This is a genomic window from Nocardioides sp. Z50_6, assembly GCF_058215755.1.
The window spans coordinates 476,714-501,716 of the sequence record NZ_JBZAJB010000001.1 but is presented as its reverse complement, the minus strand read 5'-3'; the positions used below and the strand labels follow the sequence as shown (position 1 = coordinate 501,716).

Annotated in this window: 28 protein-coding genes and 4 tRNA genes; 19 read left to right on the top strand and 13 right to left on the bottom strand. The window is 72.1% G+C overall.

Annotated features, from left to right (window positions below):
- Positions 1-26: 26 nt before the first annotated feature.
- The gene (gene rph / locus AC4BGE_RS02410; protein ID WP_490569681.1) at positions 27-785 is read left to right on the top strand and encodes a ribonuclease PH; all 759 of its coding nucleotides are present in this window, start codon (positions 27-29) and stop codon (positions 783-785) included.
- Positions 778-1,404: an RdgB/HAM1 family non-canonical purine NTP pyrophosphatase gene (gene rdgB / locus AC4BGE_RS02405; protein WP_490569682.1), complete on the top strand. Its 627-nt coding sequence runs from the start codon at positions 778-780 to the stop codon at positions 1,402-1,404. Before rph ends, rdgB begins: the two co-directional genes overlap by 8 nt.
- A gap of 4 nt (positions 1,405-1,408) precedes the next feature.
- Here rdgB and AC4BGE_RS02400 read toward each other — a convergent pair whose 3' ends face one another.
- From AC4BGE_RS02400 to bcp, 3 genes are all read right to left on the bottom strand, one after another.
- Positions 1,409-2,290 (bottom strand): bile acid:sodium symporter family protein, encoded by an 882-nt coding sequence (locus AC4BGE_RS02400; RefSeq protein WP_490569683.1) that lies wholly within the window; start codon positions 2,288-2,290, stop codon positions 1,409-1,411.
- 98 nt (positions 2,291-2,388) lie between these two features.
- Positions 2,389-2,470: transfer RNA gene (locus tag AC4BGE_RS02395), tRNA-Leu, on the bottom strand.
- 14 nt (positions 2,471-2,484) lie between these two features.
- Positions 2,485-2,961, bottom strand: a complete 477-nt coding sequence (bcp, locus tag AC4BGE_RS02390; RefSeq protein ID WP_490574224.1) for a thioredoxin-dependent thiol peroxidase — start codon at positions 2,959-2,961, stop codon at positions 2,485-2,487.
- 50 nt (positions 2,962-3,011) lie between these two features.
- Here bcp and AC4BGE_RS02385 point away from each other — a divergent pair, with 50 nt between their 5' ends.
- Genes AC4BGE_RS02385 through AC4BGE_RS02360 form a run of 6 tightly spaced genes read left to right on the top strand, consistent with a single transcriptional unit; the run spans position 3,012 to position 6,128 of the window.
- The gene (locus AC4BGE_RS02385) at positions 3,012-3,704 is read left to right on the top strand and encodes an energy-coupling factor ABC transporter permease (RefSeq protein WP_490574223.1); all 693 of its coding nucleotides are present in this window, start codon (positions 3,012-3,014) and stop codon (positions 3,702-3,704) included.
- The gene (locus AC4BGE_RS02380; protein WP_490574222.1) at positions 3,701-4,084 is read left to right on the top strand and encodes a PDGLE domain-containing protein; all 384 of its coding nucleotides are present in this window, start codon (positions 3,701-3,703) and stop codon (positions 4,082-4,084) included. The genes AC4BGE_RS02385 and AC4BGE_RS02380 overlap by 4 nt, the downstream gene beginning before the upstream one ends.
- 3 nt (positions 4,085-4,087) lie before the next feature.
- A complete protein-coding gene (gene cbiQ / locus AC4BGE_RS02375) occupies positions 4,088-4,756 on the top strand; it encodes a cobalt ECF transporter T component CbiQ (protein ID WP_490569687.1) in 669 nt (222 codons plus the stop codon).
- Between the two features lie 25 nt (positions 4,757-4,781).
- Positions 4,782-5,537 carry an energy-coupling factor ABC transporter ATP-binding protein gene (locus tag AC4BGE_RS02370; protein ID WP_490574221.1) on the top strand — a complete coding sequence of 252 codons (756 nt, stop codon included), beginning with the start codon at positions 4,782-4,784 and terminating at the stop codon, positions 5,535-5,537.
- Positions 5,534-5,785 carry a DUF3618 domain-containing protein gene (locus AC4BGE_RS02365; protein ID WP_490569689.1) on the top strand — a complete coding sequence of 84 codons (252 nt, stop codon included), beginning with the start codon at positions 5,534-5,536 and terminating at the stop codon, positions 5,783-5,785. Before AC4BGE_RS02370 ends, AC4BGE_RS02365 begins: the two co-directional genes overlap by 4 nt.
- Positions 5,786-5,828: 43 nt before the next feature.
- Positions 5,829-6,128, top strand: coding sequence for a GroES family chaperonin (locus AC4BGE_RS02360; protein ID WP_490570212.1), 300 nt, complete (start codon positions 5,829-5,831; stop codon positions 6,126-6,128).
- Here the strand turns inward: AC4BGE_RS02360 and AC4BGE_RS02355 are convergent.
- The 4 genes from AC4BGE_RS02355 to AC4BGE_RS02340 form a co-directional block, all read right to left on the bottom strand.
- Positions 6,119-6,847, bottom strand: coding sequence for a B3/B4 domain-containing protein (locus AC4BGE_RS02355; protein ID WP_490569690.1), 729 nt, complete (start codon positions 6,845-6,847; stop codon positions 6,119-6,121). The genes AC4BGE_RS02360 and AC4BGE_RS02355 overlap by 10 nt on opposite strands.
- A gap of 106 nt (positions 6,848-6,953) precedes the next feature.
- Positions 6,954-7,026 (bottom strand) — tRNA-Lys (locus AC4BGE_RS02350).
- Between the two features lie 71 nt (positions 7,027-7,097).
- Positions 7,098-8,324: a glucose-1-phosphate adenylyltransferase family protein gene (locus tag AC4BGE_RS02345; RefSeq protein ID WP_490569691.1), complete on the bottom strand. Its 1,227-nt coding sequence runs from the start codon at positions 8,322-8,324 to the stop codon at positions 7,098-7,100.
- A complete protein-coding gene (locus AC4BGE_RS02340; protein ID WP_490569692.1) occupies positions 8,321-9,889 on the bottom strand; it encodes a phytoene desaturase family protein in 1,569 nt (522 codons plus the stop codon). Before AC4BGE_RS02340 ends, AC4BGE_RS02345 begins: the two co-directional genes overlap by 4 nt.
- Positions 9,890-10,015: 126 nt before the next feature.
- Here AC4BGE_RS02340 and AC4BGE_RS02335 point away from each other — a divergent pair, with 126 nt between their 5' ends.
- On the top strand, positions 10,016-12,175 hold the full coding sequence (locus AC4BGE_RS02335) for an ATP-binding protein (RefSeq protein ID WP_490574220.1): 2,160 nt from the start codon (positions 10,016-10,018) through the stop codon (positions 12,173-12,175).
- Positions 12,176-12,305: 130 nt separating this feature from the next.
- On the opposite strand, the gene AC4BGE_RS02330 is transcribed toward AC4BGE_RS02335, so the two are convergent.
- A tRNA-His gene (locus tag AC4BGE_RS02330) sits at positions 12,306-12,381 on the bottom strand.
- A gap of 42 nt (positions 12,382-12,423) precedes the next feature.
- Positions 12,424-13,098, bottom strand: a complete 675-nt coding sequence (orn, locus tag AC4BGE_RS02325) for an oligoribonuclease (RefSeq protein WP_490569694.1) — start codon at positions 13,096-13,098, stop codon at positions 12,424-12,426.
- 101 nt (positions 13,099-13,199) lie between these two features.
- Between orn and AC4BGE_RS02320 the strand changes: the two genes are divergently transcribed.
- From AC4BGE_RS02320 to AC4BGE_RS02295, 6 genes are all read left to right on the top strand, one after another.
- A complete protein-coding gene (locus AC4BGE_RS02320; protein WP_490569695.1) occupies positions 13,200-13,736 on the top strand; it encodes a MauE/DoxX family redox-associated membrane protein in 537 nt (178 codons plus the stop codon).
- Positions 13,693-14,472, top strand: coding sequence for a DsbA family protein (locus AC4BGE_RS02315; RefSeq protein WP_490574219.1), 780 nt, complete (start codon positions 13,693-13,695; stop codon positions 14,470-14,472). Before AC4BGE_RS02320 ends, AC4BGE_RS02315 begins: the two co-directional genes overlap by 44 nt.
- Positions 14,473-14,483: 11 nt before the next feature.
- On the top strand, positions 14,484-14,738 hold the full coding sequence (locus AC4BGE_RS02310; RefSeq protein WP_490569697.1) for a hypothetical protein: 255 nt from the start codon (positions 14,484-14,486) through the stop codon (positions 14,736-14,738).
- 34 nt (positions 14,739-14,772) lie between these two features.
- On the top strand, positions 14,773-15,798 hold the full coding sequence (locus tag AC4BGE_RS02305) for an adenosine deaminase (RefSeq protein ID WP_490569698.1): 1,026 nt from the start codon (positions 14,773-14,775) through the stop codon (positions 15,796-15,798).
- 46 nt (positions 15,799-15,844) lie between these two features.
- On the top strand, positions 15,845-16,420 hold the full coding sequence (locus tag AC4BGE_RS02300) for a sugar O-acetyltransferase (RefSeq protein ID WP_490569699.1): 576 nt from the start codon (positions 15,845-15,847) through the stop codon (positions 16,418-16,420).
- A gap of 126 nt (positions 16,421-16,546) precedes the next feature.
- Positions 16,547-17,188 (top strand): fasciclin domain-containing protein, encoded by a 642-nt coding sequence (locus AC4BGE_RS02295; RefSeq protein ID WP_490574218.1) that lies wholly within the window; start codon positions 16,547-16,549, stop codon positions 17,186-17,188.
- 69 nt (positions 17,189-17,257) lie between these two features.
- Here AC4BGE_RS02295 and AC4BGE_RS02290 read toward each other — a convergent pair.
- The 3 genes from AC4BGE_RS02290 to AC4BGE_RS02280 form a co-directional block, all read right to left on the bottom strand.
- Positions 17,258-17,330, bottom strand: a tRNA-Arg gene (locus AC4BGE_RS02290).
- A gap of 196 nt (positions 17,331-17,526) precedes the next feature.
- A complete protein-coding gene (locus AC4BGE_RS02285; RefSeq protein ID WP_490569701.1) occupies positions 17,527-19,053 on the bottom strand; it encodes an ATP-binding cassette domain-containing protein in 1,527 nt (508 codons plus the stop codon).
- A gap of 62 nt (positions 19,054-19,115) precedes the next feature.
- Complete coding sequence (locus AC4BGE_RS02280; RefSeq protein WP_490574217.1) at positions 19,116-20,684, bottom strand: MFS transporter; 1,569 nt, start codon at positions 20,682-20,684, stop codon at positions 19,116-19,118.
- Positions 20,685-20,864: 180 nt separating this feature from the next.
- Here AC4BGE_RS02280 and AC4BGE_RS02275 point away from each other — a divergent pair, with 180 nt between their 5' ends.
- Positions 20,865-21,509: a TetR/AcrR family transcriptional regulator gene (locus tag AC4BGE_RS02275; RefSeq protein ID WP_490569703.1), complete on the top strand. Its 645-nt coding sequence runs from the start codon at positions 20,865-20,867 to the stop codon at positions 21,507-21,509.
- A gap of 81 nt (positions 21,510-21,590) precedes the next feature.
- Positions 21,591-21,971: a VOC family protein gene (locus AC4BGE_RS02270; RefSeq protein ID WP_490569704.1), complete on the top strand. Its 381-nt coding sequence runs from the start codon at positions 21,591-21,593 to the stop codon at positions 21,969-21,971.
- Between the two features lie 54 nt (positions 21,972-22,025).
- Here the strand turns inward: AC4BGE_RS02270 and AC4BGE_RS02265 are convergent, their stop codons facing one another.
- A complete protein-coding gene (locus AC4BGE_RS02265) occupies positions 22,026-22,610 on the bottom strand; it encodes a TetR/AcrR family transcriptional regulator (protein ID WP_490569705.1) in 585 nt (194 codons plus the stop codon).
- 54 nt (positions 22,611-22,664) lie between these two features.
- On the opposite strand from AC4BGE_RS02265, the gene AC4BGE_RS02260 reads away from it, so the two are divergent.
- Both AC4BGE_RS02260 and AC4BGE_RS02255 read left to right on the top strand, forming a co-directional pair.
- Positions 22,665-24,194, top strand: coding sequence for a class I adenylate-forming enzyme family protein (locus AC4BGE_RS02260; RefSeq protein ID WP_490569706.1), 1,530 nt, complete (start codon positions 22,665-22,667; stop codon positions 24,192-24,194).
- A complete protein-coding gene (locus AC4BGE_RS02255; protein ID WP_490574216.1) occupies positions 24,191-24,982 on the top strand; it encodes a crotonase/enoyl-CoA hydratase family protein in 792 nt (263 codons plus the stop codon). The genes AC4BGE_RS02260 and AC4BGE_RS02255 overlap by 4 nt, the downstream gene beginning before the upstream one ends.
- The last annotated feature ends 21 nt before the right edge of the window (positions 24,983-25,003 follow it).

The following is a 25,003-nucleotide window of genomic DNA, read 5'->3' as shown; positions in this document are numbered from 1 at the left end:
CGAGGTCGCCCGTTAGGGTCGAGGCCATGAGTGAGACCGCCAAGACCCGCGCCGACGGACGAGCCGACGACGAGCTGCGCCAGATCCGCTTCACCCGCAACTGGCAGGACCACCCGGCCGGCTCGGTGCTGGTGGAGTTCGGTCGCACCCGCGTGCTCTGCGCGGCCTCGGCCTCGGTGGGGGTGCCGCGGTGGCGCAAGGGCTCGGGCCTGGGCTGGGTGACCGCGGAGTACGCGATGCTGCCCTCGGCGACCAACACCCGCTCCGACCGGGAGTCGGTGAAGGGCCGGATCGGTGGCCGGACGCACGAGATCTCGCGGCTCATCGGCCGCTCCCTGCGGGCCGTGATCGACTACCAGGCCCTCGGCGAGAACACCATCCAGCTCGACTGCGACGTGCTCCAGGCAGACGGCGGCACCCGCACCGCTGCGGTCACCGGGGCCTACGTGGCCCTCGCCGACGCGATCGCCCACCTGCGCTCGACGGGGGCGCTGAGCGGCGAGCCGCTGACCGGCTCGGTGGCGGCCGTCAGCGTCGGCATCATCGACGGCGTGCCCCGGCTCGACCTGCCCTACGAGGAGGACGTGCGGGCCGAGACCGACATGAACATCGTGATGACCGGCGAGGGCAAGTTCGTCGAGGTCCAGGGCACCGCCGAGGGTGCGGCCTTCGATCGCGCCGAGCTCGACGCGCTGCTCCGGCTGGGGGAGAAGGGGTGCGCCGACCTCACCCGCCTGCAGCACGAGGCGCTGGCCGCGCCGCTCCCCGGAGGCGCCGGTGCCTGAGGTCTTCCTCGCGTCCCGCAACGCCAAGAAGCTCGCCGAGATGCAACGCATCCTGGCCGAGCAGGTGCCCGGCGTGGTGGTGCTCGGCCTCGACGACGTGGCCGGCTACGACGAGCCGGTCGAGGACCAGCCCACCTTCGAGGGCAACGCGCTGCTCAAGGCCCGCACGGCCGTGGCCGCCACGGGCCGGCCGTCGATCGCCGACGACAGCGGCCTGTGCGTCGACGCGCTCAACGGCATGCCGGGCGTGCTGTCGGCCCGCTGGAGCGGCTCGGCCGCCGGCGAGCGGGCCGAGGTGGACGCCAGCAACAACGCGCTCCTGCTCGCCCAGCTGCGCGACGTGCCCGACGAGCGCCGGACCGCGCACTTCGCCTGCGCGGTGGCCTTCTGCCTGCCCGGGGGCGAGGAGCACGTCGTGCTCGGGCGGATGGACGGCCGGATCATCCGGGAGCTGCGCGGTGAGGGTGGCTTCGGCTACGACGTCCTCTTCGTCGCCGACGAGCACGCCGAGGAGGGCCTGACGAGCGCCGAGCTCGACCCGGCCGAGAAGGACCGGATCTCCCACCGCGGGCGGGCGCTCCGAGCGCTCGCACCCGTCGTGGCCGAGGCGCTGGGCTGAGGTTTCAGCCGACGGGGGCGGCGACCGGCTCGTCGGCCGCCACCCGCCGCGAGACCCACGAGCCCCACACCGCGGCGAAGACGAACATGACGATCGAGTAGACGGCCGCAGGGACCGAGATCTCGGTGGAGTCGAGCACCTCGACCGCGACGAAGATGGCCAGCGTCGAGTTGTGGACCCCGATCTCCATCGACGAGGAGATCGACTGCGGCCCGGAGACTCCCAGTGCCCGCGGCACCGCGTAGCCGATGACGAGGCTGAGGGCGCAGAAGAGGGCGGTGACCAGACCGATGTCGGCCACGTAGCCTCCGACGTCGGCGCGCTGGTCGACGAGGATGCCGACGACCAGGACCGCGAGGATCACCGCGGAGCCGATCCGCACGGGCTTGTCCATCGCCTCGGCGAAGCTGGGGCGGCGGTCCCGGACCAGCATGCCGAGACCCACCGGCAGGATGATCAGGGCGAAGACCTTGACGATCTCCACCAGCGGCATCGACACGTCGTCCTGCCGGTCGTAGTAGGCGATCGCGGCGCCGGTGATCAGCGGGAGGGTGATCACCGCGATGACCGAGTTGATCGCGGTGAGGGAGATGTTGAGGGCCACGTCGCCGCGGAACAGGTGGCTGAAGAGTGCCGCGGTGGTGCCGCCCGGTGACGCGGCCAGCAGCAGCATGCCGATCCCCAGCAGGGCGGGGAGGTCGAAGACGACGACGAGGCCGAAGCAGAGGAGCGGCAGGAGCAGCAGCTGGCAGCCCAGCGCGATGGTCACCGCCTTGGGGGTCCGTGCGACCCGTCGGAAGTCCCCGAGGGTGAGGTCGAGGCCGAGGCCGAACATGATGATGCCGAGGGCGATCGGCAGTCCGATGGTGGTGAGCGCGGAATCCATGGCCGGAACGTAGTGGCTCACGTCACATGGTGGGAAGGGTGAGCCCACGCGTCGGTCGACCGTGCCGGCCGCTCATCTCCTGACGCGTCGCGCGCGAGTGCCGAAGGCGGGACTCGAACCCGCACACCCGAAGGCACAGGTACCTAAAACCTGCGTGTCTGCCAGTTCCACCACTTCGGCTACGAGGGGGGAGTCTAGGCAGCGTCCAGCTTGAGGTCACGGCGGAGCTTCGCCACGTGCCCGGTGGCCTTGACGTTGTACTGCGCCAGCTCGACCTTGCCCTCGGCGTCGACCACGACGGTGGAGCGGATGACCCCCTCCACGGTCTTGCCGTAGAGCTTCTTCTCGCCGAACGCCCCGTAGGCGCGCAGCGTCTCCTTCTCGGGGTCGGAGAGCAGGGTGATGGTCAGCGCGTCGCGCTCGCGGAACTTCGCCAGCTTCTCCGGCTTGTCGGGGGAGATGCCCACCACCTCGTAGCCCGCCGCCTGCAGCGAGGCCAGGGAGTCGGTGAAGTCGCACGCCTGCTTGGTGCAGCCGGGCGTCATCGCCGCGGGGTAGAAGTAGACGATGGCCCGGCGCCCGCGCAGGTCGGCCAGCGAGACCTGCTCCCCGGTGTCGGAGGTGAGGGTGAAGTCGGGGGCGGGGTCGCCGGGGGAGAGACGGTGGTTCACGAGCGGGATCTCCTAGATGCAAATCGTTTGCAAGAGCGTACGGTGGGGGAATGCACGTTCCCGACGGATTCCTCGACGCGCCCACCTCGGTGGCGACCGGAGCGGTGGCCGCAGCCGGGATCGCGGTGGCGCTCCGCGGTGCCCGTCGGGAGCTCGACGAGCGTACCGCGCCGATGGCGGGGCTCGTCGCGACGTTCGTCTTCGCCGGCCAGATGGTGAACTTCCCGGTGGGTGCCGGCACCAGCGGTCACCTGATGGGAGGGGCCCTGGCGGCCGTCCTGGCCGGTCCGTGGACCGCCGTCCTGGCCATCAGCGTCGTCCTGATCGTCCAGGCGCTGATGATGGCCGACGGGGGGATCACCGCCCTGGGCACCAACATCACGCTGCTGTCGCTGGTCGCCGTCGCCGTCGGCTGGTGCGTCTTCGTCGCGGCGCGTGCCGTGCTGCCCAAGCAGACCGCCTCGGTCGTCCCGGCCGCCGCGCTCGCCGCACTGGTCAGCGTCCCGGCCGCCGCCCTGGTCTTCACCGCGCTCTTCGCCGTCGGCGGGACCGCGCCGGTGGAGACCGGCAAGGTGCTCGCGGCGATGCTCGGGTGGCACGGGCTGATCGGCATCGGTGAGGCCCTGGTCACCGGCATGGTCGTCGCCAGCGTCGTGGCGGTCCGCCCCGACCTGGTCCACGGAGCGCGGCCGCTGCTGCAGCGTCACGCGCTCGAGATCCGGGAGCCGGGGGCGAGGGGATGAGCAGGTCGCCCGAGCACGAGAGCCGGGGTGGACGCCGGTTCCTGGTGGTCTTCCTGCTGGTCTCGCTGCTGGTCGCCGGCTTCGTGAGCTACTACGCCAGCAGCAGTCCCGACGGTCTCGAGCACGTCGCGGAGCAGACCGGCTTCCTGGACACCGCCGAGGAGCACGCCGCGGGGGAGGGCCCCTTCGCCGACTATCAGGTCGAGGGGGTCGAGGACGAGCGGCTGAGCTCCGGCATGGCCGGGGTCCTGGGCTCGCTGGTGGTGCTGCTGCTGGCCGGCGGGCTCTTCTGGGCCCTGCAGGGCCGGGGCCACCGGGATCAGCGCGACCACCCCCAGGCCGACGACGGCGCCCGGCGGCCCTCCGCGGGCCGGGAGTAGCCGATGGGCGCCGAGCACGGTCACCTGCTGCATCACCACGGGCACAGCCCCGTGCACCGGGCCGCGCCGCACCTGAAGATCGCCGGGGTGCTGGTCTTCATGCTGGTGGTGGTCGCGACCCCTCGGGACGCGTACGCCGTCTTCGTCGGCTACGCACTCGTCCTGCTCGCCGTGGTCGCCGTCTCCGGGGTGCCGCCGGGCTACCTGGCGCGGCGGATGGTGGTCGAGGTGCCGTTCGTGGTCTTCGCCCTGCTGGTGCCCTTCGTGGCGACGGGCCCGCGGGTCGAGGTGCTCGGGATCGCCCTCTCCGAGCCCGGCCTGCTCGCCGCCTGGGGCCTGCTGGTCAAGGGCACCCTGGGCGTGCTGGCAGCGCTGACACTCGCCGCCACCACCGAGCCGGCCGACCTGCTGCGCGGGCTCGCGCGCCTGCGGATGCCCGACCTGCTGGTGCAGATCATGGGCTTCATGGTCCGCTACCTCAGCGTGGTGCTGGAGGAGCTGCGCCGGATGACGACGGCGATGCGCTCGCGCGGGGCGGACCCGCGCTCACCGCGCCACTGGCCAATGCTGGCCCGGTCGCTGGGCGCCCTGTTCATCCGCTCCTACGAGCGCGGCGAACGGGTCCACCTGGCGATGCTGTCGCGAGGCTACGACGGGACGCTGCCGCGATGACGCGGGACGACGCGGGGAGGCGCAGATGAGCGAGCCCGTCCTCGACGTCCGGGGCCTCGCCCACGCCTACCCCGACGGCCACCAGGCGCTCTTCGGGGTGGATCTGCACGTCCACGCCGGCGAGCGGGTGGCGCTGCTGGGGCCCAACGGGGCCGGCAAGACCACCCTGGTGCTCCACCTCAACGGCATCCTGACCGCGGGGGCCGGGAGCGTGCGCGTGAGCGGCCTGCCGGTGGCCAAGGAGAACCTCAAGGAGATCCGCCGGCGGGTGGGCATCGTCTTCCAGGACCCCGACGACCAGCTCTTCCTGGGCACGGTGCGTCAGGACGTCGCCTTCGGCCCGGCCAACCTGGGCCTGCGCGGCGCCGACTTGGACGCCAGGGTGCTCGCGGCGCTGGAGGCGGTCGGCATGGCCGACCACGCGGACCGGCCGCCGCACCACCTCTCCTACGGCCAGCGCCGCCGGGTGGCGGTGGCCACCGTGCTGGCAATGCAGCCGGAGATCCTGGTGCTCGACGAGCCGAGCTCCAACCTCGACCCGGCGAGCCGCCGCGAGCTCGCCGACATCCTCCGCTCCCTGGACATCACCGTGCTGATGGTGACCCACGACCTGCCCTACGCCCTGGAGCTCTGCGCCCGCTCGGTGGTGCTCAGCGAGGGGGTGGTGGTGGCTGACGGCGCGACCTACGACGTGCTGACCGACCGGGAGCTGATGGCCAGGCACCGCCTGGAACTGCCGTTCGGCTTCGACCCCACCCTGGTTGGTAACCTTCCAGAGTGACCAACGACGTGTCCGCGCTCGAGCGCGAGATCGAGACGACCCGAGACCGCCTGGCCGACACCATCGACCAGCTGCTCTACCGCGCCCACCCGAAGACGATCGTGAACCGCGAGGTGACCTCGGTGAAGGCGCACTTCGTGGATCTCGACACCGGCGCGCCGCGCACCGACAACATCCTCAAGGCGGCTGCGGGGGTGGCGGGCGTCGTCCTGCTCTTCGCCGTGATCCGCAAGATCGCACGTGACTGACCCCACCCGTCGGGCGAGCGATTCCTCCGGGGTCGCGATCAAGATGCTCCACGACCGGGTCCTGGTCGAGCTCGACCAGGACGCGGGCGAGCGACGTTCCACCGGCGGCATCGTCATCCCCGCGACCGCCGCGATGGGCGCCCGCCGGCTCAGCTGGGCCCGGGTGGTGGCCACCGGGCCGCACGCCCGCGCGGTGCAGGTGGGTGACCGGGTGCTCTTCGACAGCGAGGACAAGGCCGAGGTCGAGGTCAACGCCGAGGTCTACGTCGTGATGCGCGAGCGCGACGTGCACGCCGTGGCCGCCGAGCGGATCGAGGGCGGCACCACCGGCCTCTATCTCTGAGCGGCGCCGAGCAGCCGCCGGGCGCCCACCAGGGTGCCGGCGCCGTGGCCCAGGTGCCGGAGCAGGTCGTCGGCGGCGGCGTGGAGCTGCTCGTCGGTCATCGGGTCGAGCGCGTCGAGGATGAAGAGCGCCGCAGTGGTGTCGTCGCGCAGCTGGGTGCGCCGGCCCTGGCGCCAGTTCCACCGCCGGCAGGTCACCCCGGCGTCGTCGCGCCACACCACCTCGCCCGGCTCCGGGTGCTCGGTGACCGGCTCGCCCTGGGCCAGGGTGTCGAAGGGCTCGACCCCGGTGGCGCGCACCAGCTGCGGTGAGCCCGTGTAGCGGTGGAGGTCCTCCCCTCCCAGCGGCACCTGGTGCAGCACCGAGACGGCGTTGTAGAGGTCGGTGAGCCGGTTGACCCGGGGGAGCCCGTCGGGGGCGCGACGCAGCAGCGCCTCCAGGCTGTTGCGGGTGCGCTGCGGCTTGGCGCCGAAGGCGCGGTAGGCCTCGCGCCAGGCGGCGACGTGCGCCAGGTCCTGGACCGGGCCCCGGGCCAGGGCCTCCCGGGCCGCGCCCTCGGCGGCCAGCAGCAGCTCCTCGCTCTCGGTGTCGCTCGCCGCCGGGGTGAGCCCGCTGACCGCGACCAGCAGGGCGCGGTAGTCGGGACGCAGGTCGAGGACGGCCGGGTCGACCCGGGCGCCCTCCAGGAACTCCTCGAGGTCACGGGTCGCAGCAGTCATGCCCCCACTCTCGACCAGGGCCCCGCCCGGGGCAACAGGCCGCGGCCGGGAGCGCACATGCAGAAGGGCCCCTCACCCGGTGATCCGGGTGAGGGGCCCTCTTCTGTACGCCATCAGGGACTCGAACCCCGAACCCGCTGATTAAGAGTCAGCTGCTCTGCCAATTGAGCTAATGGCGCGTGCGTGAAGCGAGAGGAACACTACCAGCGGGGGCGACGGGAGAGAAATCGAGGGTCGGTCAGAGGCCCTCTCAGGCGGTGGACCCGGGCTCCAGCCTGGCGCCCGCGGCCAGCGAGGTCCGCGGCGCGACCGTGGAGTCCCGCCCGATCAGGACGACGTCCTCGTCGCGGGCCAGCCGCGCGGTCGGCGGGACGCCGACCACGGCGTCGTGGCCGACCTCGACCCGGTCGTCGAGCACGCTGGTGGTCACCCGGGCGCCGCGTCGTACCACGGTGCCGGCGAAGAGCACGGCGTCCTCCACCACGGCGCCCGCCTCGACCACCACCCCTGGGCCGAGCACGCTGCGGCGCACGGTGCCGGCGATGTCGCAGCCGGGGGAGAGCAGGCTGTCCGCAAGCTCCCCGCCGGGACGGACCCGTCCCGGCCCCCGGTCGGTCCAGTGGGTGAGCACCGGACGGTCCGGCTGGTCGAAGACGTCGACATGGCCGTCGATCAGGTCGCGGTGCCCCTGCAGGTAGGCCTCCGGCCGACCGAGGTCGCGCCAGTAGCCGGGCAGCCCGACCGCGCGCACCAGCCCCCGGTCCACCAGGTCCGGCAGCAGGTGGTCGCCGAAGTCACCGAGCCCGCTGTCGTCGCCCTCCGCCGTGCCGGCGAGCTCGGCCCGCAACCGGTAGAGGGCCTCCAGCAGGGGGGCGGTCTGGTAGAAGAAGACCTCGGTGGCCACGGTCCCGGAGGAGGGCCGCGACGGCTTGGGGGTCACCGCGGTGACGGTGCCGTCGCGCCGCGCCTCGACGACGACGTTCTGCGAGGCCTCCTTCTTGGTCACCTCGCTGGTCAGCACCGTCGCGGCGGCACCCGAGGACTGGTGCTCGGCGATCAGCTCGCGCAGGTCGGCGTTGAAGACGTGGTCCGCGCTGGTGACCACCAGGGTGCTCGCGGCGCGGGCCTCGAGGTCCCGGGCGATCCGCAGCAGCAGGTCTCCGTTGCCGAAGGCGAAGCCGTCCTCGGTGGCCGGGCCGCTGCCGGTCTGGGGCACCACGCGGCGGAAGCCGCCGCGGCCTGAGTCCAGGTCCCAGGGGCGGCCGCCCGCGAGGTACTCGTCGATGGAAGCCACCTGGTACTCCAGGCTGACCCACACGTCGCGCAGGCCGGAGTTGACCATGCTGCTCAGCGCGAAGTCGACGAGGCGGTGGGTGCCGCCGTAGGGCAGGGCGGGCTTGGCCCGCTCCCGGGTGAGCACGTCCATCCGCGACCCCTGGCCGCCGGCCTGGACCAGCGCCAGCACGTCGTCCTTCACAGCTCCTCCAGGACGGCCTGGGCGGCGTTGTGCCCGCCGATCCCCGAGACCGCACCGCCGCGGCGCGCCCCGGAGCCGCACAGCAGCACCGCGTCGCGGTCGGTGGCCACGCCCCAGCGCTGCGCCGGTGTCTCCAGCCGGGACCGGTTCGGCGCCCAGGGCCACTCCAGGTCGCCGTGGAAGATGTGGCCGCCGGGCATCGCCAGGTCGGCCTCGACGTCCTGGGGCACCTTGGCCTCCAGGCAGGGCCGGCCGTCGGCGTCGGTCATCAGCAGGGTGCGCACGGGTTCCTCCAGGTGCTCGTCTAGAGCATCCAGTGCCCGTTCGACCGCCAGGTCACGCGCCGCCTCGCGATCTCCCTCGAAGAGGGCCTCGGGAGTGTGCAGCCCGAAGTAGGTCAGGGTGTGCGCCCCGGTGCCGGCCAGCGAGCCGAGGACGGACGGGTCGGTGAGCGAGTGGCAGTAGACCTCGCCGGGGAGCACGTCGGGCATCCGCCCGGCCGCCGCCTGCGCGTGGGCGGCCTCGAGCTGGTCGTAGGCCTGGGCCACGTGCAGGGTCCCGGCGAAGGCGACCTCCGGGTCCACCCCGGAGCGCAGCCTCGGCAGGCGCTCGAGGAGCAGGTTGATCTTGAGCTGCGAGCCCGACGGCTTCGAGGCCGCCTCCTCGGGCGAGCCGAGCAGGATCTCCAGCACCCAGGGGGCGACCCCGGAGAGCACGCGGCGGCAGGTCACGCCGTGCTCGCGGTCACCGTCGTGCCAGGTCACCTCGGCGCCGTCGCCGGCGCTGCGCACCGCGCTCACGCCGGCACCGGTCACGAGCGCGGCTCCCGCTCCGGCGGCTGCCTTGGCCAGTGCGTCGGTGACCGAGCCCATGCCGCCGACCGGCACCCGCCACTCACCGGTCCCGTTGCCGAGCAGGTGGTAGAGGAAGCACCGGTTCTGGACCAGCGACGGGTCCTCCAGGGAGGCGAAGGTGCCGATCAGCGCGTCGGTGGCCACCACGCCACGCACCGTCTCGTCACGGAAGCGCCGCCGCAGGGCGGCGCCGAGGGGCTCGGTGACCAGCTCGCGCCACACCACCGGGTCGACGAGGCTCGCCACCTCCCGCTCGGTAGGCAGGGGCTGGAGGAGGGTGGGGGCGATGGCGCGGGCCATCGCGCCGACCTCGGCATAGAAGTCGCGCCAGGCGGCGTACTCCTCGTCGCCGCCGGTGAGGGCGGCGAAGGAGGCCCTGGTCGCCTCCTGCTCGGGGCGCTCCACGAGCAGGCCTGCGGCGCGGCCGTCACGGCGGTACGGCGTGTAGGAGGCGGTGCGGCGCGAGACCAGCCGGACGTCGAGGTCGAGGTCGGCCATCAGCTGCTCGGGCATCAGGCTGACCAGGTAGGAGTAGCGCGAGAGCCGCGCCGGCAGGCCCGGGAACGCCTCCGCGGAGACCGCGGCGCCGCCGAGGTGGGGGAGACGCTCGAGGACGAGCACCGAGAGTCCCGCTCGCGCCAGGGAGGCCGCGGAGACCAGGGCGTTGTGTCCGCCCCCGATCACCACGACGTCGTAGTCATTTCTAGCCATGCCCGTAGTCACTCGGTCAACCTAGTCCACCGATCGGGTGATCCCTCGCCGGAAAGGTCGCCACCCGGTTACCGGTGAGTTTAGTCTCGGGACCGTCGGCATCGCTGCGCCCGGGAGGAGGGTCCGATGGCACGTCGCAACCAGGTCGGGCTCGCCCTCGTCCTGTTCGTCTTCGTGCTCGCGGGGCACTACGTGCTCTGGTCCCAGCCCGAGTCGACCCTGATCGCCGAGGCGTTCCCGGTCGGCCTGATGGCCGGGGCGCTGCTGGTCGTGCCGCGCCCCACCCGGCCCGCGCTGGCCCTCATCCTCTCCGCCCTCGCCGGCGGGCTCTACCTCGCCAACGGCCGCGAGCCGCTCGTCGCCCTCGGCTGGGGTCTCGCCGCGGGTCTCGGGGCAGTCCTGGTGGCCGAGGGTGTGACGTTGCGCGGTCGCCGCCGGCCGGCCCTGCTCAACGAGGAGGACTTCAAGTACTTCGTCGGCTCGAGCGTCGGCGGCGCCCTGGTGGCGGCCTCCCTCTGCGCGGCGGTCGGTGCCGCCACCGGACTGGCCGAGTGGTGGGTGATCCTCCTGGCCGTCGGGGTGCCGCAGATCGCCTCCTACCTGGTGCTCCTGCCGCACTTCATGGGAAGGCCCCGGTTCCCGGGGGTCGCGCCGCTGACCGAGCGGGTGGCCCAGTGGGTGCTGACCGTCGCGGGGGCCATCTTGGTGTTCTCGCCGCTGGAGCTGCCGGTCAGCCTGGCCTTCGTGCTGATCCCCGCCCTGGGGTGGGCGGCCCTGCGCGCGCCCATGAGGGAGACGGTCGTCCAGCTCATGGTGGTCGCGATCATCGCCCACTCGATGACGGTCCAGGGCTTCGGCCCGATGGCCGCGGCCGCCGGCACCGGTCCCGTGCGTGCCGAGATGCTCGGCGTGACGCTGTCCCTCCTGATCTGCGCCTGCGCGCTGACCTGCATCCCGTTCGCGATCGCGGTCGGCGCCCAGCGGCGGGAGAGCTGGCAGGCCCGTCGCGAGCAGGCCAAGGTGGAGCAGCTGGTCCAGGGTGCCTCCGGCATCGCCATCATCGGCACCGACGGTCGGGGCCGCATCGACCTGTTCAACCCCGGTGCGCAGGCCCTGCTGGGCTACCGCCCCGAGGAGGTCCTGGGGCGGTCCCCGAGCCTGTTCCACTCCGCCGAGGAGGTGACGCGCCTGGCCGCACTCCTGGGGGTGGAGAACGACTTCGAGTCGGTCGCCACCACGCTCTCCGAGCCCGGGCGCGGCGCGGTCGACATGGAGTTCCTGCACCGCGACGGCGAGGTGCGGACCCTCCAGCTGGCGATCTCGCAGCTCCTCGACGAGGACGGCCGGGCGGTGGGCTACGTCAGCACCGGTGAGGACGTCACCCAGCGGGTCAAGGAGCAGCGGCTGCTGGAGGAGGCCCTCGAGGTCGAGCGGACCGCCCTGGAGCACCTGCGCGAGATCGACGCGGTCAAGGACTCCTTCGTCTCCGGGGTCAGCCATGAGCTGCGCACCCCGATCACCAGCATCCTGGGCTACCTGGAGATGCTGGAGGAGGGCGGCTTCGGCCCGCTGCACCACGGTCAGGTCCAGGCGCTGGGCCGGGTCAAGGGCAACAGCCGCCGCCTGCTGTCGTTGATCGACGACCTGCTGATGCTCTCCCGGATCCAGGACGGCAGCCTGGCCGTGGCGACCTGCCAGCTCGACCTGCGCGACGTCGTCGCCCAGGCCCACGAGGAGATGGCGCCGGCGATGCTGGCCGCGGAGATCGCCTGCTCGCTGACGCTGCCCGACGAGGAGGTCCTGGTCACCGGCGACGAGGAGCGGCTCGGCCGGGTGCTGGTCAACCTGCTCGGCAACGCGATCAAGTTCACCGACCCGTTGGGCAGGGTGGAGATCTCGCTGGGCGTCGAGGGGCAGGCGGCCGTCCTGGCCGTGCGCGACACGGGGATCGGGGTGCCCGCCGAGGAGCAGGCCCAGCTCTTCGAGCGCTTCTTCCGCTCCAGCGTCGCCCACGAGCGCGCCACCCAGGGCAGCGGGCTGGGCCTGTCGATCGCCCGGGCCATCGTGGAGACCCACGGCGGTCTCATCGAGGTCGAGTCCGGCCACGGCGTCGGCTCGACCTTCCGGGTCATGCTGCCCCTCGAGGGAGCCGACGCGGTGCACGTCCAGCTGGCCGCGGCCGGGGCCGGCCACGAGGACGACGCGCCGGACGACGCGCCGGACGACGCGCAGGACGGCGAGCAGCCGACGTCCGACGCGGGCCCGGCCGCCAGCCTCGCCAGCTGACCCGTCGAGGCGGGCGGGGAACGCAGCAGCGCCGGGAGACGCGGCAGTCCCGGGAATGCAGCAGGGCCGGAAATGCGTCAGGGCCGGACCTCGCGGTCCGGCCCTGCGCGGATCTCCGGGGAGATCACCATGGGGTGAACGACGGGACTTGAACCCGCGACATCCGCGACCACAACGCGGCGCTCTACCAGCTGAGCTACGCCCACCATGAGGCCCCGACAGTGCCGGGGCCGGGGAACAGTGTAGCCCTACTCGGTGGCGGTGTCCGCATCGGGGGCGGCGCCGGTCGCGGGCTTCGCCGTGCCCTGCTCCTCGCCCAGGCCGGTGAGCGCTCCGGCGTGCCTGGCGGCGATCTCCTTCGCCGTGGCGGAGTCCGGGCCGGGCGGGGCGACGAAGACCGCCTCGCGGTAGTAGCGCAGCTCCTCGATGCTCTCCTGGATGTCGGCCAGGGCCCGGTGGTTGCCGCGCTTGGCGGGGGAGGAGAAGTAGGCCCGGGGGAACCAGCGCCGCGAGAGCTCCTTGATCGAGGAGACGTCGATGTTGCGGTAGTGCAGGTGACCCTCGAGCGTCGGCATGTCGCGCGCCAGGAACGCCCGGTCCGTCGCGATGGAGTTGCCGGCCAAGGGGGGCCGGGAGCCCTCCGGGCAGTGCTCGCGGATGTAGGCCAGCACCTGCTCCTCGGCATCGGCCATGGTGATGCCGCCGTCGAGCTCCTTGAGCAGCCCCGAGGTCTCGTGCATCGAGCGGACGAACTCCACCATCTGCTCCAGCGCCTCGGCCGGCGGCTTGATGATGAGGTCCACGCCCTCGCCCAGCACGTTGAGGTCGGAGTCCGTGACGAGCGCGGCGACCTCGATCAGCGCATCCGCCCCGAGGTCGAGGCCCGTCATCTCACAGTCGATCCACACCAGTTTGTCGCTCACGGCGTTCACCCTAACGGCCCGGGCGGAAGGTGGCCGGACTCACGTCGTCGGGCCCCGGGGTCCTCAGGTGCCGTTCAGCCACCGCGACTAGGGTGAGGCACGTGCAGCACCACGCAGTCTGGCCCTGGATCGGCACCGTCGCCCGTCTGGTGACCGGTGGCGTCTGGGTGGTCGCCGGCGCGCTGAAGCTCCCCGATCCGTTGGAGAGCGCGCGGGCCATCCGCGCCTACGACCTCCTGCCCGAGGGCATCGTGCCGACCCTGGGGGTGCTGCTGCCCACGATCGAGGTGGTGGTGGGGGTCGGCCTCATCCTCGGGGTCCTGACCCGCGCCAGTGCCGTGCTCTCGGCCGTGCTCTTCGCCGCTTTCATCGTGGGCATCGCCTCTGCGTGGGCGCGCGGCCTGGAGATCGACTGCGGCTGCTTCGGCGGCGGCGGTGCGAAGGAGGGAGCCTCCTCCGAGTACCCGTGGGAGATCGCCCGGGACGTCGCCCTGCTGCTGGCCTCGGCGTGGCTGGTCCGGTGGCCCCGGACCCGGCTGGCGCTGGACAACCTGATCTTCCGCCCCGAGGGGCGCATTGTGGAAAGGAACGACGATGGCGAACCCGCCGAAGAAGAAGCCGACCCGCTCCAGGGCTGAGGAGAAGGCCGCTCAGCAGGCCAGGCGAGAGGCCCGCCGGGAGAAGGCGGCCCGGCAGGCGGAGGCGCTGCGGCGCGAGCAGCAGAAGAGGAAGCGCAACGAGCGCCTCATCGTGGGCGGCATCGTGCTCCTGGTGGTCGCGATCATCGGCGGCGTCCTGCTCTGGCAGAAGAACGAGGACGACAAGCGGGAGAACGCCGCGGTGCCGGCCAACACCACCGGTGACTACGCGCTGGCGATCGGTGACGACTCCGCCCCGACCACGGTGGAGATCTACGAGGACTTCCTCTGCCCGGGCTGCGCCTCCTTGGAGATCGCCACCGCCGAGCCGCTGGCCGAGGCGGCCGAGGAGGGCAAGGTGCAGGTGAAGTACTACCCGATCGAGATCCTCGGGCGGATCGGCGACTACTCCAAGCGCGCCGCCAACGCCTTCGGCGTGGTGCTGGACCGCTCCGGTCCCGAGGTGGCCAAGAAGTTCCACGACCTGCTCTTCGCCCAGCAGCCGGCGGAGTCCGGCGACCTCCCCGACGACGAGTGGCTCATCGACCTCGCCGTCGAGGCCGGGGCCGAGGAGTCGGAGATCCGCGACGGCATCGAGGACATGACCTACGAGCTGTGGGTGGAGAACGCCACCCGCCACGCCTTCGACGAGGGTGTGCAGAGCACCCCGACCGTCCTGGTCGACGGCAAGCCGTTCGGGGGCGACCCGTCCGAGCTCATCGCCTCCCTCGGCTGAGCGGGGGACAGATGCAGGTCGAACGGGTTCAGAAGTGGATCATCTCCGCCCTGGTGCTCACCACCGCCGCCCACTTCGCCGGTGGCCTGGTGCTCCTGGCGCTGACGGTGGAGAACCCGGGGGCGTTCCCCGTGCTCTCCGCGATCGCGACCATCGTGTGCCTGCTGGCGATCGTCGGGGTGCGGGTGCTCAACCAGCTCTCGCTGCTGACGCCGTGGCTGCTCGCAGGGCTGACGCCGCTGGCGCTCGCGCTGTGGTTCCACTGAGCCGGGGCGGCGGTTCCGGGGGAGACTGGCCCGCGTGAGTCTCTCCTCCTTCATTGCCGGGCTGCCCAAGGCCGAGCTGCACGTCCATCACGTCGGCTCGGCCTCGCCGCGCATCGTCGCGGAGCTGGCGCAGCGTCACCCCGGCACCGTGCCCTCGGACCCCGAGCAGCTCGCGGCGTTCTACGAGTTCCGGGACTTCGCCCACTTCATCGAGGTCTACCTGGCCGTCGTGGACCTGGTACGCACCCCCCAGGACGTGCGGCTGCTGACCTACGAGGTCGCTCGGGAGATGGCGCACGGGCAGCAGGTGAGGTACGCCGAGCTCACCTGCACGCCGTACACCAGCGTCCGGCCGCACGAGCCCGGCCGTGGGATGCCGATCGAGGCCTACACCGAGGCGATCGAGGACGCCCGGCTCGCGGCCGAGCGCGACTTCGGCCTGGTGCTGCGCTGGATCTACGACATCCCGGGCGAGGCCGGGATCCCCGCCGCGGACGCGACGCTGGCCTACGCGCTGGACCACGCGCCCGAGGGGCTGATCGGCTTCGGCCTGGGCGGTCCCGAGATCGGGGTGCCCAGGCCGCAGTTCGAGCCCCACTTCGCCGCCGCCAGGGCGGCGGGGCTGCGGTCGGTGCCGCACGCGGGGGAGACCACCGGCCCGCAGACGATCTGGGACGCGCTCGAGCGGCTGGGTGCGGACCGGATCGGGCACGGCACGACCGCGGCGCAGGACCCGGCGCTGCTCGCGCACCTGGCCGAGGCCGGGATCCCGTTGGAGGTCTGTCCGTCCTCCAACGTGGCCACCCGGGCGGTGGCCAGCCTTGCCGAGCACCCGATCGTGGCCTTCCGGGACGCCGGGGTGAGGTTCTCGGTCAGCTCCGACGACCCGCCGATGTTCGGCACCTCCCTCAACCGGGAGTACCAGATCGCCGCCGACCTGCTGGGGCTCGACGACCGGGGCGTGGTCGCGCTGGCGAAGGACGCCGTACGGGACTCGTTCGCCCCCGACGACGTGCGGGCCCGGCTGCTGAAGGAGATCGACGCGTACGCCGCCGGGTGAGCGCCGGCGTCGGGTGCGGGTCGGGGCGTCGTCTAGCGTGAGCGCCATGACCACCAGCGACCTGCCCGGCGTGATGACGATGCGGGAGCGGATGCTCGCCGGCCAGCCCTACGTGACCGACCGGGAGATCGCCGCGATGGCGGTGACCGCCCAGCAGCGGATGGCGGCCTACAACGCCTCGGACCCGGCGGACCCCGAGACCCGGCGCGGGCTGCTGGAGGAGCTGATCGGGGAGGTCGGCGAGGAGGTGGACCTGCGTCCGCCGGTCTACCTCGACTTCGGCGACCGGATCACCATCGGGCCCCGGACCTTCATCAACTACGGCCTCACCGCCCTCGACGTCGCCCAGATCACCATCGGCGCGGACGTGCAGATCGGGCCGCACGTGCAGCTGCTCACCCCCACCCACCCGCTGGACGCGCAGCAGCGCAAGGACAAGTGGGAGGGCGCGGCCCCCATCACCATCGGCGACAACGTCTGGCTGGGTGGCGGGGTGATCGTCTGCCCGGGCGTGACCATCGGGGAGAACACCGTCGTCGGTGCCGGCGCGGTGGTGGTCTCCGACCTCCCGGCCGACGTGCTCGCGGTGGGGCAGCCGGCCAAGGTGATCCGCCGGCTCTGAGTCCTCCCGGGCCGAGCGGTTCCGAATCCTGAGATTCTCGGCGTGGGCGAATCCGGGAGGCCGGTGGGTGGCGAAAGACCTGTAGAAGGGCCGCATCGGGCAGCCCGCGCACAGGGGAGGACCCACATGAAGATCCGCACCACGCTCGCCATGCTCGCGACCACCGGAATGCTTGCCGCCGGATCGGCGCTGCCGGCCCAGGCGGCCGAGCCGGAGCCGCTGGGCAACCAGAGCCTGGCGGCCGTCCTGACCTCCGACGGCAACCAGTTCGACTACAACCCGGGTGACTTCGACATCCTCACCGAGGCGGTGCTCGCCGTCCTCGCAGCCAAGCCCGACAGCCCGGTCGGCGTGCTCACCGACGGGGACGTGGCGCTCACCGCCTTCGCCCCCACCGACCTGTCCTTCCGGCTGCTGGCCAAGGACCTGACCGGCAGGTTCCAGTTCTCGGAGAAGGCCGTCTTCGAGGCGCTGGTCTCGGCCGTGGGCGTCGACGCGATCGAGCAGGTCCTGCTCTACCACGTGGTCCCCGGGGCGACGATCGACTCCGGGACCGCGCTGAGGTCCGACGAGGTCGCGCTCACCACCGCCCAGGGTGGTCAGGTCACCGTGGACGTGCTGGCCCCCAGGCTCGGGATCGTCCGGCTCCGCGACAACGACCGCAACGACGTGGACCCGTTCCTGGTCCCCGGCAAGCTCGACATCAACAAGGGCAACAAGCAGATCGCGCACGGGATCTTCCTGGTGCTCCGCCCGGCCGACCTCTGAGCCGTCTCGCCTCGGGAGCAGATCCGGTGTGGGATTCGGGCCGTCCGGCCCGAATCCCACACCCGGCCGCGCCCCCGGCAGGATTCGAACCTGCGACCGGCGGATTAGAAGGCCGCTGCTCTGTCCCCTGAGCTACGGAGGCGGGGGGCCGGAGTCGCAGTCGGGAGAATCCTCGGTACAACCGAGTGGCACCTCACCGACGGCGCATCGCGACCCGGCGCCAGTATGCCGCACGGGTGCGCTCCACCGGACCCCCGCGCGGATCGAGTTGCCGGCCGGCGTCCAGCCCGAGGGGAATCGCGATCGGTCCGGGTCCGCGCGCCCTGACGTCGGTCGCCTCACGCGCTCAGTGCGAGCCGTGGCCAGGTGCGGAGATCGGCGAGCAGTTGTCGGTCGTGGGTCGCGACCACGACCGCCGCGTCGGTCGCCTGCAACGCTTCGGTCAGGTCGTCGACCGCCGCCGCAGAGAGGTGGTTGGTCGGTTCGTCGAGCAGGAGCACGTCCGGCTGCTCGGCAAGGCACATGGCGAGGTGGAGGCGGCGCTGCTGACCTTGGGAGAGCCGCCCGGCCGGCGTCGCGCGGTGCGCCGGCTCTAGCAGTCCCAGGTCGCTCAGCCCGACCGGCTCGCCGGGTCGATCGGTCCAGGCCGCGGCGACGTGTGCATCGTAGACGCGCTGGGCCGACCAGTCGCTCGGCCAGCGGGGACTCTCCTGGGTCACCACGACGACACGCGCGTCCGCACGCCTCGAGACGGCACCCGAGGTCGGGGTGATCGTGCCGCCCAGCACCGCCATCAGCGTCGACTTGCCCGCTCCGTTGGGTCCGGTCACCACGAGCCGGTCCCCTCCGTCGATGCTCAGCGAGACCGGGCGCACCAGGCGGTTGCGGACCGCGACGTCGCTCGCGGCCAGCAGGCGCTGAGCTCGCCGGCTCGGCAACGCAGGGAACCGCAGCGAGAGCGGCGGGGGCGGCACGGTCACCGCGTGGGCGTCGAGCTCGTGCACGCGACGGTTGAACGCCTGCACCGTGCCCGCGACCCGAGTGCTGCGCTGGTGCCTGCCGTGCCCCTTCTCCGGTGCGGAGACGGCAGCCAGGCGGCCCCTGGCGGCGTCGGCCGCTGCCGCCACTCGTGCTCGCTCATCCTGCTGGGCGGCGTGGTCGGTCTCCCAGCGCCGTCTCGCCCGGCGACGGTGGTCGGCCCAGGCGTCGTAGGTGCCCGTGAAGCAGGAGTTCGAGGCGTCCGGGCCAGGGTCGAGGTCGAGGAAGCCGTTGGCCACCGCACGCAGGAGGGTCCGGTCGTGCGAGACCAGCGCGACGCCTCCCGGGTGCTGGTGGATCTGCTCGGTCAGGAACGAGAGTGCGGCGGCATCGAGGTGGTTGGTGGGCTCGTCGAGCAGCAGGACATCGGCGGGTGCCCCGAGGACGACGGCAAGCCTGACTCGATGACGCTGCCCGACCGAGAGCGAGGAGAGCCGTCGGCTCCGGTCCGTGCAGGCTCCGAGCGCAGACAGCGCCACGTCCACCCGGCGTTCGGCGTCCCAGGCGTCGAGGTCGGCAGCCGCGTCGAGCGCTGCGGCATACTCGTCCTCGGCTCGCTCCTCGCCGCGTCCGAGCGCCGCGGTCGCGCACTCGAGTGCCTCCAGCGCAGCCAGTGGCCGGGCGAGCGCGTCGTGGACCAGGGACCCGACGGTCTGACCATCCCAGACCGGGATGGACTGCTCGACCAGCGCTACCGTCCCGACGACCGAGACCGAGCCGGCGTCGGGCTCGAGGCGGCGAGCCAGCACCTGGAGCAACGTGGTCTTTCCGGCGCCGTTCTCACCGGTGATCGAGAGGCGGGACCCGGCGGACACCGTGACGTCCACGCCTCTCAGCACGACCCGGCCACCGCGGTTCACACAGATTCGCTCGGCCCGGACGTGGGCGGTCACGGCAGCCCGCTGACGTCGAGTCGCTCGTCATCGGCTTCGACGGCGGCCGGCGACTTCACCGGAACGTGGCGGAGCAGGAGGGCTGCGCTCGCGGCGGCGACGACCATCACGAGGGCGGCCGTGCTCGCGACGGCGTGCAGTCCGTCGATGAAGGCGGCATAGGCGCTGTCGAGGACTGCCGCCCCTGTCACGTCCGGCAGCCACGACGCGACACCGGCTGCGCCGGAGAGTGACTCCTCGACCTGCGCGGCGGTCTCGCCGGGTAACGTCTCCATGACGGCGTCGTCCTGCATCCGGGAGCGGTAGACCGCACCGCCGATGCTCCCGAAGACGGCGATGCCGAGCGCACCCCCGAGCTCGTTGGCGGTCTCCGACAGCGCCGAGGCGGCACCGGCGCGGGTGGGCGGGGCACTGGTGAGGACCAGGTCGGTGCCGAGGGTCGACACGATGCCGACGCCGATCGACATGATGCCGCTCCCGGCCAGGATCAGCGTCAGCGGGGACTGAGCCTCGACGAAGGTGATGACGACGAACCCGGCGGTCGTCAGGGTCAGTCCTGCGGCCACGAGGTTCCCGGGCCGGATGCTGGTCACCAGGGCGGAGGCGACGCCGACGCCGACGACCGTCGCGACGACGGCGGGCAGCGACCACAACGCCGCTGTGAGCGGCTCCAGCCCCTTGAGGACCTGCAGGTACTGCGTCATGAACAAGGCGGTGCCGAGCATCGAGAACATGACCAAGGTGTTCGCGGCCAGGGAGGCACTGAACGCGGGGGCCCGGAAGAGTCGGAGGTCCAGGATGCCGCGCGGACCGCTCTGGCGCCGCACGAAGACGAACCCCATCAGCACCCCGGCGGCCAGGGCGATCGCAGCGCGAGGCTCGAGGCCGTGAGCGGCGATCTCCTTGACGCCGTAGATCACCGAGAGGACGGCGCTGATGACGAGCACGGTGCCGACGAGGTCGAATCGGGCGGCGTCGGGGTCGTGGTGCTCAGGAAGCAGGACCGGACCAGCCCCCAGGAGCACGATCATGACGGGAACGTTGATGAGGAAGACCGAGCCCCACGGGAAGGTCTGGAGCAGCAGTCCACCGATGACCGGTCCGAGGACGCCGCCGGCGGCGAACGCCGCGGTCCAGAGACCTATCGCCGTCGTGCGCTGGGCGTCGTCGCGGAACATGGTGCGGATCAGGGCGAGTGTGGACGGCGCCAGGGTGGCACCGCCGAGGCCCATCGCGGCGCGGGCCAGGATCAGTGCTCCCGCCGTGTCGGCGTAGGCTGCCGCGACCGAGGCGCAGCCGAAGACGACGGCGCCGACCATGAGGAGCCTGCGCCGGCCGAGGCGGTCGCCGAGGGCGCCCATGGTGATGAGGAGGCCGGCGAGCAGGAAGCCGTAGACATCCATGATCCAGAGGAGCTCAGTGCCGGTGGGTCGGAGGTCCGCGGCCAGCTTGGGCAACGCGAAGAAGAAGACCGAGATGTCCATGGACACCAGCAGCACGGGCAGGACCAGGACGGCAAGGCCCGCCCACTCACGTCGTCCTGCGTGGAGGGAAGGGGTCGGCATGTCATCACTCCCGATGGGTACGCTGTACGCAATAGATGAGTACACTGTACGCATAGTGGTCGGAGATTGCCAATGACGGATCCGAGAGGCGCCTCCCAGGGCGGTGCGCCTGCGCCCGACCGGGCGGGGAGCGAAGGCGGTGTCAAGCGTCGTAAGCCACCGCTGACGGTCGAGCGCATCGTGGAGACGGGAATCCGCCTCGCCGACCGGGAGGGGCTGCAGAGCCTGTCGATGCGCAACGTGGCGGCCGAGCTCGGGTCGGGGGTGATGTCGCTCTACCGGCACGTGCCGGGCAAGGAAGAGCTGATCGAGCTGATGATCGACGTGGTGACGGGCGAGGCTCCCGCTCCGCCCTCGGAGCTCGAGGGATGGCGAGCCCGGCTTGAGTGGTCGGCGCGCTGTGACTGGGATCTCTATCGCAAGCACCTGTGGTCCCTGCAGGTGCTGGCCACGACGCGGCCTCCTCTCGGACCGCATGTCCTCGCCACGACAGAGCGCGCCCTCGGGGCCGTGGACGGCCTGGGCCTGACCGTCCAGGAGATGTCGTGGACGATCATGCTCGTGTCCAGCTACGTCCAGGGTGCGGCGCTGCTGCTCGTCAACGAGGACGGGGCGGAGCGCGACTCGGGTTCGACGCGCGAGGAGTGGTGGGCGGCTCGCTCGGCTCGGGTCGCCGACATGCTGCAGCACGGCTCGTTCCCGGTGCTGGCAAGGGTCGCGAGCGAGAACGAGGCGGACGGGGACCTCGACGCCTGGTTCGACTTCGGCCTGCAACGCCTGCTGGACGGCCTTGCCGTCTTCCTGGAGACCCGGCCCTCGAGGTGAGGGTCCTATCGTGGCCGTCCGCTCGAGCCTGCTGAGCTGTCCTGGTCGCAGATGTCGGCGGGGACCTCTATCGTCCCTCGCATGACTCTTCGACTCGGCATGGTGAACTTCGACTCCCGCGACCCCGTGCCCCTCGCCCGGTGGTGGGCCGACCAGGTCGGCGGTGAGGTCGTGGACCCGTACGGCGGCAGCTTCCTGATGGTCACCGGCGGCCCGGTCACGCTCGCCTTCCAGCAGGTCGGCGACCCCACGCCGGGCAAGAACAAGCTCCACCTCGACCTCACCGCCGACGACCTCGACAGCGAGGTGGAGCGGTTGGTCGGCGCCGGCGCCACGCTCGTCGAGCGACGCGGCGACGACTCCTTCCGGTGGGTCACGCTCACCGACCCCGACGGCAACGAGTTCTGCGTGGCCAGCCAGGCGGAGGCAGAGGCCGAGGTGGAGGCTCCCGCCTCACCGTGAGCGGCTGATCGGCTCGCTCCGGTCGCCGTCGTACCCCGCGGCGCTGGGCAGGTGCTAGCCCTTCGTGATGTCGGCGGCCCACTTGGTGAGCAGGGCCCGCTGCGCCTGCTCGTCGTCGCGGAGCACCGCGGTGATGGCCAGCCCCCTGAGGAGGACGAGCAGCGTCTCCAGATCCGCGCGCTCGAGCCGCAGCGGTGCGGGCAGCTCCTTGGCCTCGCTGAAGATCCGGCGGAGCCCCTGTCCGAGCTCGCGCTCGACCGGAACGAGCTCGCCTCGTAGGTCGGAGTCGGTCCGCGCTGCCATCCAGAGCTCCAGCCCGGCCGCGAACATGGGCCCGGACATGAACCGGTAGAGGATGCCGACCAGCCCCTCCAGGTCCTGCGGTGCCATCTCGCCCTCCACCAGGCGCGCGATCTCGCGCAGCTGCCCTTCCGCGACGTGGTGGATGGCGGCGACGAGAAGCTCCTGCATCGACCCGAAGTGGTGGAGGAGCGACCCACGGGACACCCCGGCTCTCGCCTGGACCCGCTGCATCGTCGTGCCGGCGTACCCGTCCTCGACCAGCGTCCGCACGGCCGCCTCCAGCAGCGCGGCACGCGTCGCGACCCACCGGTCCTGGCGTCTCTTGACGGTCTCCACGGCGCCTAGTCTAATAAAACCGTCCATTCGACCGGTTTTATGGGAGGGTCCACCGTGGTTCTTGCAGCAGAGTTGGTACGGCGCGGTGCGGCACAGCACGCAGACCGGACGGCGGTGATCTTCGGTGACCGCTCACTCACGTTCCGCGAGGTGGACGAGGCGGCCAACAGGATCGCGCGCGCCCTGCTGGCCGCGGGCCTGACCAAGGGCGACCATCTCGGTCTGCTCTACGGGAACACCCTCTGGTCGGTGCCGATCGACTTCGCCTGCCTCAAGGCCGGGATCGTGCGGGTCCCGCTCAACACCAGGCTGTCGCCCGAGGAGCACCGGCGGATGCTGGAGGGGACGCGCACCCACTGGCTGCTGCACGACGCCGAGCTCGACGAGGTGGCCGAGAAGACCGTGCACGGCCTCGACGGGATCCGACTCCTGGGCCTGGGCGGCCCCGGCGCGCGGGAGGGTGGCGACCTGCTGACGGAGGCCGACGCGCAGAGGACCGAGGACCCGCTAATCGACCTCGAGGAGAGCGACCCGGTGCTGCTGTTGCACACCTCGGGCACCACGGGCACCCTCAAGGCCGCCACCCACACGCAGGGATCGTGGGCCGGGATCGCGATCAACGTCCTGACCAACCTCGTGGCCCCGGGGCCGGACTCGGTGATGATGCACGCGGCGTCCCTGATCCACGCAAGCGGCACGTTCATCCTGCCGTACTGGCTCCGCGGCGGCGCCTCGGTGGTGCTTCCGGGGTTCGAGCCGACGGGGTTCCTCGCGGCGATCGAGCGTCACCGGGTCACCGAGATCAACCTGGTCCCCACGATGCTGGGGATGCTCTTCGCCCACGAGGGCATCGAGGACGCCGACGTTTCGTCGCTGCGCACGGTGATCTACGGCGCCAGCCCGATGCCGCGGCCGCTCATGCAGCGCGCCCTGGAGACGTGGGGGCACGTCTTCACCCAGTACTACGGACAGACCGAGGCGCCGCTGGCGATCACGGTCCTGACCAAGGACGACCACCGCGACCCGTCGCTGCTGGGCTCCTGTGGCCAGGCCTCCGTCGAGTTCGGCGTCCGCCTGACCGATGAGGACGGGAAGCCGGTGGCGGCCGGCGAGATCGGCGAGGTGCAGGTCAGGGCGCCGTCCCAGATGGCCGGCTACCACGAGGCCGACGAGCTGAACGCCGAGATGGTCACGGCCGACGGATGGATCCGCACCCGGGACATGGCCTACCAGGACGACCGGGGCTACTTCTACCTGGTGGACCGTCGCAGCGACATGATCATCACCGGCGGCTACAACGTCTACCCCCGCGAGGTCGAGGACGCGCTCAGTGCGCACGCGGCCGTCGCGGAGTGCGCCGTCGTCGGTGCGCCCGACCCCGTCTGGGTCGAGGCCGTGACGGCGTTCGTCAGCCTCAAGCCCGGGCACTCGGCGACCGCGGAGGAGCTCCAGGAGACCGTCCGCTCGCAGCTGGCCGGCTACAAGGTGCCCAAGCGCGTCGAGTTCGTGGACGCCGTGCCGAAGTCGGCGGTGGGCAAGATCCTGCGCCGCGCCCTGCGCGACCCCCTGTGGGAGGCGCAGTGAGCTCCGTGCCCCAGGCGTACGCGTCCATCCGGGTCGAGACCGACCGGCGGGTCACCACGGTGGTCATGGACCGGCCCGAGCGCCGCAACGCGGTCGACGGCCCCATGGCGGCCGAGCTGGCGGCGGCCTTCCGTGCGTTCGACGCGGACCCCGACGCCGACGTCGCGGTGCTGTGGGGCGAGGGCGGGAACTTCTGCGCCGGCGCGGACCTGAAGGGCATCGGCACCGAGCGGGCGAACGTCGTGGAGGCAGGCGGGGACGGCCCGATGGGTCCGACCAGGCTCCGGCTCTCGAAGCCCGTCATCGCCGCCGTCGAGGGCTACGCGGTCGCGGGTGGGCTCGAGCTCGCCGCCTGGTGCGACCTGCGGATCGCTGCGGACGACGCGACGTTCGGGGTCTTCTGCCGCCGGTGGGGCGTGCCGCTGATCGACGGCGGCACGGTCCTGCTCCCGCGCCTCATCGGCATGAGTCGCGCGCTGGACATGATCCTCACCGGGCGGCCGGTGCCGGCCCAGGAGGCGCTGGCGTTCGGGCTGGCCAATCGGGTCGTGCCCCCCGGAACCGCACGCGCCGCCGCGGAGGAGCTCGCCCGGGAGCTCGCGGCCTTCCCCCAGCTGTGCCTGCGCAACGACCGCCGGTCGGCGTACCAGCAGAACGGGTTGAGCCGCGAGGAGGCGATGCGCTTCGAGCTCGAGACCGGCGTCTCCTCGCTGCAGCAGGACGGCGTGCTCGGTGCGGTGAGGTTCAGCGAGGGCGCAGGGCGACACGGCACCTTCCACACGGACTGAACCGGCAGGCCGGTCGTCTCT

Excerpts from the sequence above, each read along its gene's own strand:
- rph (WP_490569681.1), top strand. The coding sequence starts at position 27 with ATGAGTGAGACCGCCAAGACCCGCGCCGACGGACGAGCCGACGACGAG.
- AC4BGE_RS02400 (WP_490569683.1), bottom strand. The coding sequence starts at position 2,290 with ATGGATTCCGCGCTCACCACCATCGGACTGCCGATCGCCCTCGGCATC.
- AC4BGE_RS02385 (WP_490574223.1), top strand. The coding sequence starts at position 3,012 with ATGCACGTTCCCGACGGATTCCTCGACGCGCCCACCTCGGTGGCGACC.
- AC4BGE_RS02380 (WP_490574222.1), top strand. The coding sequence starts at position 3,701 with ATGAGCAGGTCGCCCGAGCACGAGAGCCGGGGTGGACGCCGGTTCCTG.
- cbiQ (WP_490569687.1), top strand. The coding sequence starts at position 4,088 with ATGGGCGCCGAGCACGGTCACCTGCTGCATCACCACGGGCACAGCCCC.
- AC4BGE_RS02370 (WP_490574221.1), top strand. The coding sequence starts at position 4,782 with ATGAGCGAGCCCGTCCTCGACGTCCGGGGCCTCGCCCACGCCTACCCC.
- AC4BGE_RS02360 (WP_490570212.1), top strand. The coding sequence starts at position 5,829 with ATGCTCCACGACCGGGTCCTGGTCGAGCTCGACCAGGACGCGGGCGAG.
- AC4BGE_RS02355 (WP_490569690.1), bottom strand. The coding sequence starts at position 6,847 with ATGACTGCTGCGACCCGTGACCTCGAGGAGTTCCTGGAGGGCGCCCGG.
- AC4BGE_RS02340 (WP_490569692.1), bottom strand. The coding sequence starts at position 9,889 with ATGGCTAGAAATGACTACGACGTCGTGGTGATCGGGGGCGGACACAAC.
- AC4BGE_RS02335 (WP_490574220.1), top strand. The coding sequence starts at position 10,016 with ATGGCACGTCGCAACCAGGTCGGGCTCGCCCTCGTCCTGTTCGTCTTC.
- AC4BGE_RS02315 (WP_490574219.1), top strand. The coding sequence starts at position 13,693 with ATGGCGAACCCGCCGAAGAAGAAGCCGACCCGCTCCAGGGCTGAGGAG.
- AC4BGE_RS02310 (WP_490569697.1), top strand. The coding sequence starts at position 14,484 with ATGCAGGTCGAACGGGTTCAGAAGTGGATCATCTCCGCCCTGGTGCTC.
- AC4BGE_RS02300 (WP_490569699.1), top strand. The coding sequence starts at position 15,845 with ATGACCACCAGCGACCTGCCCGGCGTGATGACGATGCGGGAGCGGATG.
- AC4BGE_RS02295 (WP_490574218.1), top strand. The coding sequence starts at position 16,547 with ATGAAGATCCGCACCACGCTCGCCATGCTCGCGACCACCGGAATGCTT.
- AC4BGE_RS02280 (WP_490574217.1), bottom strand. The coding sequence starts at position 20,684 with ATGCCGACCCCTTCCCTCCACGCAGGACGACGTGAGTGGGCGGGCCTT.
- AC4BGE_RS02270 (WP_490569704.1), top strand. The coding sequence starts at position 21,591 with ATGACTCTTCGACTCGGCATGGTGAACTTCGACTCCCGCGACCCCGTG.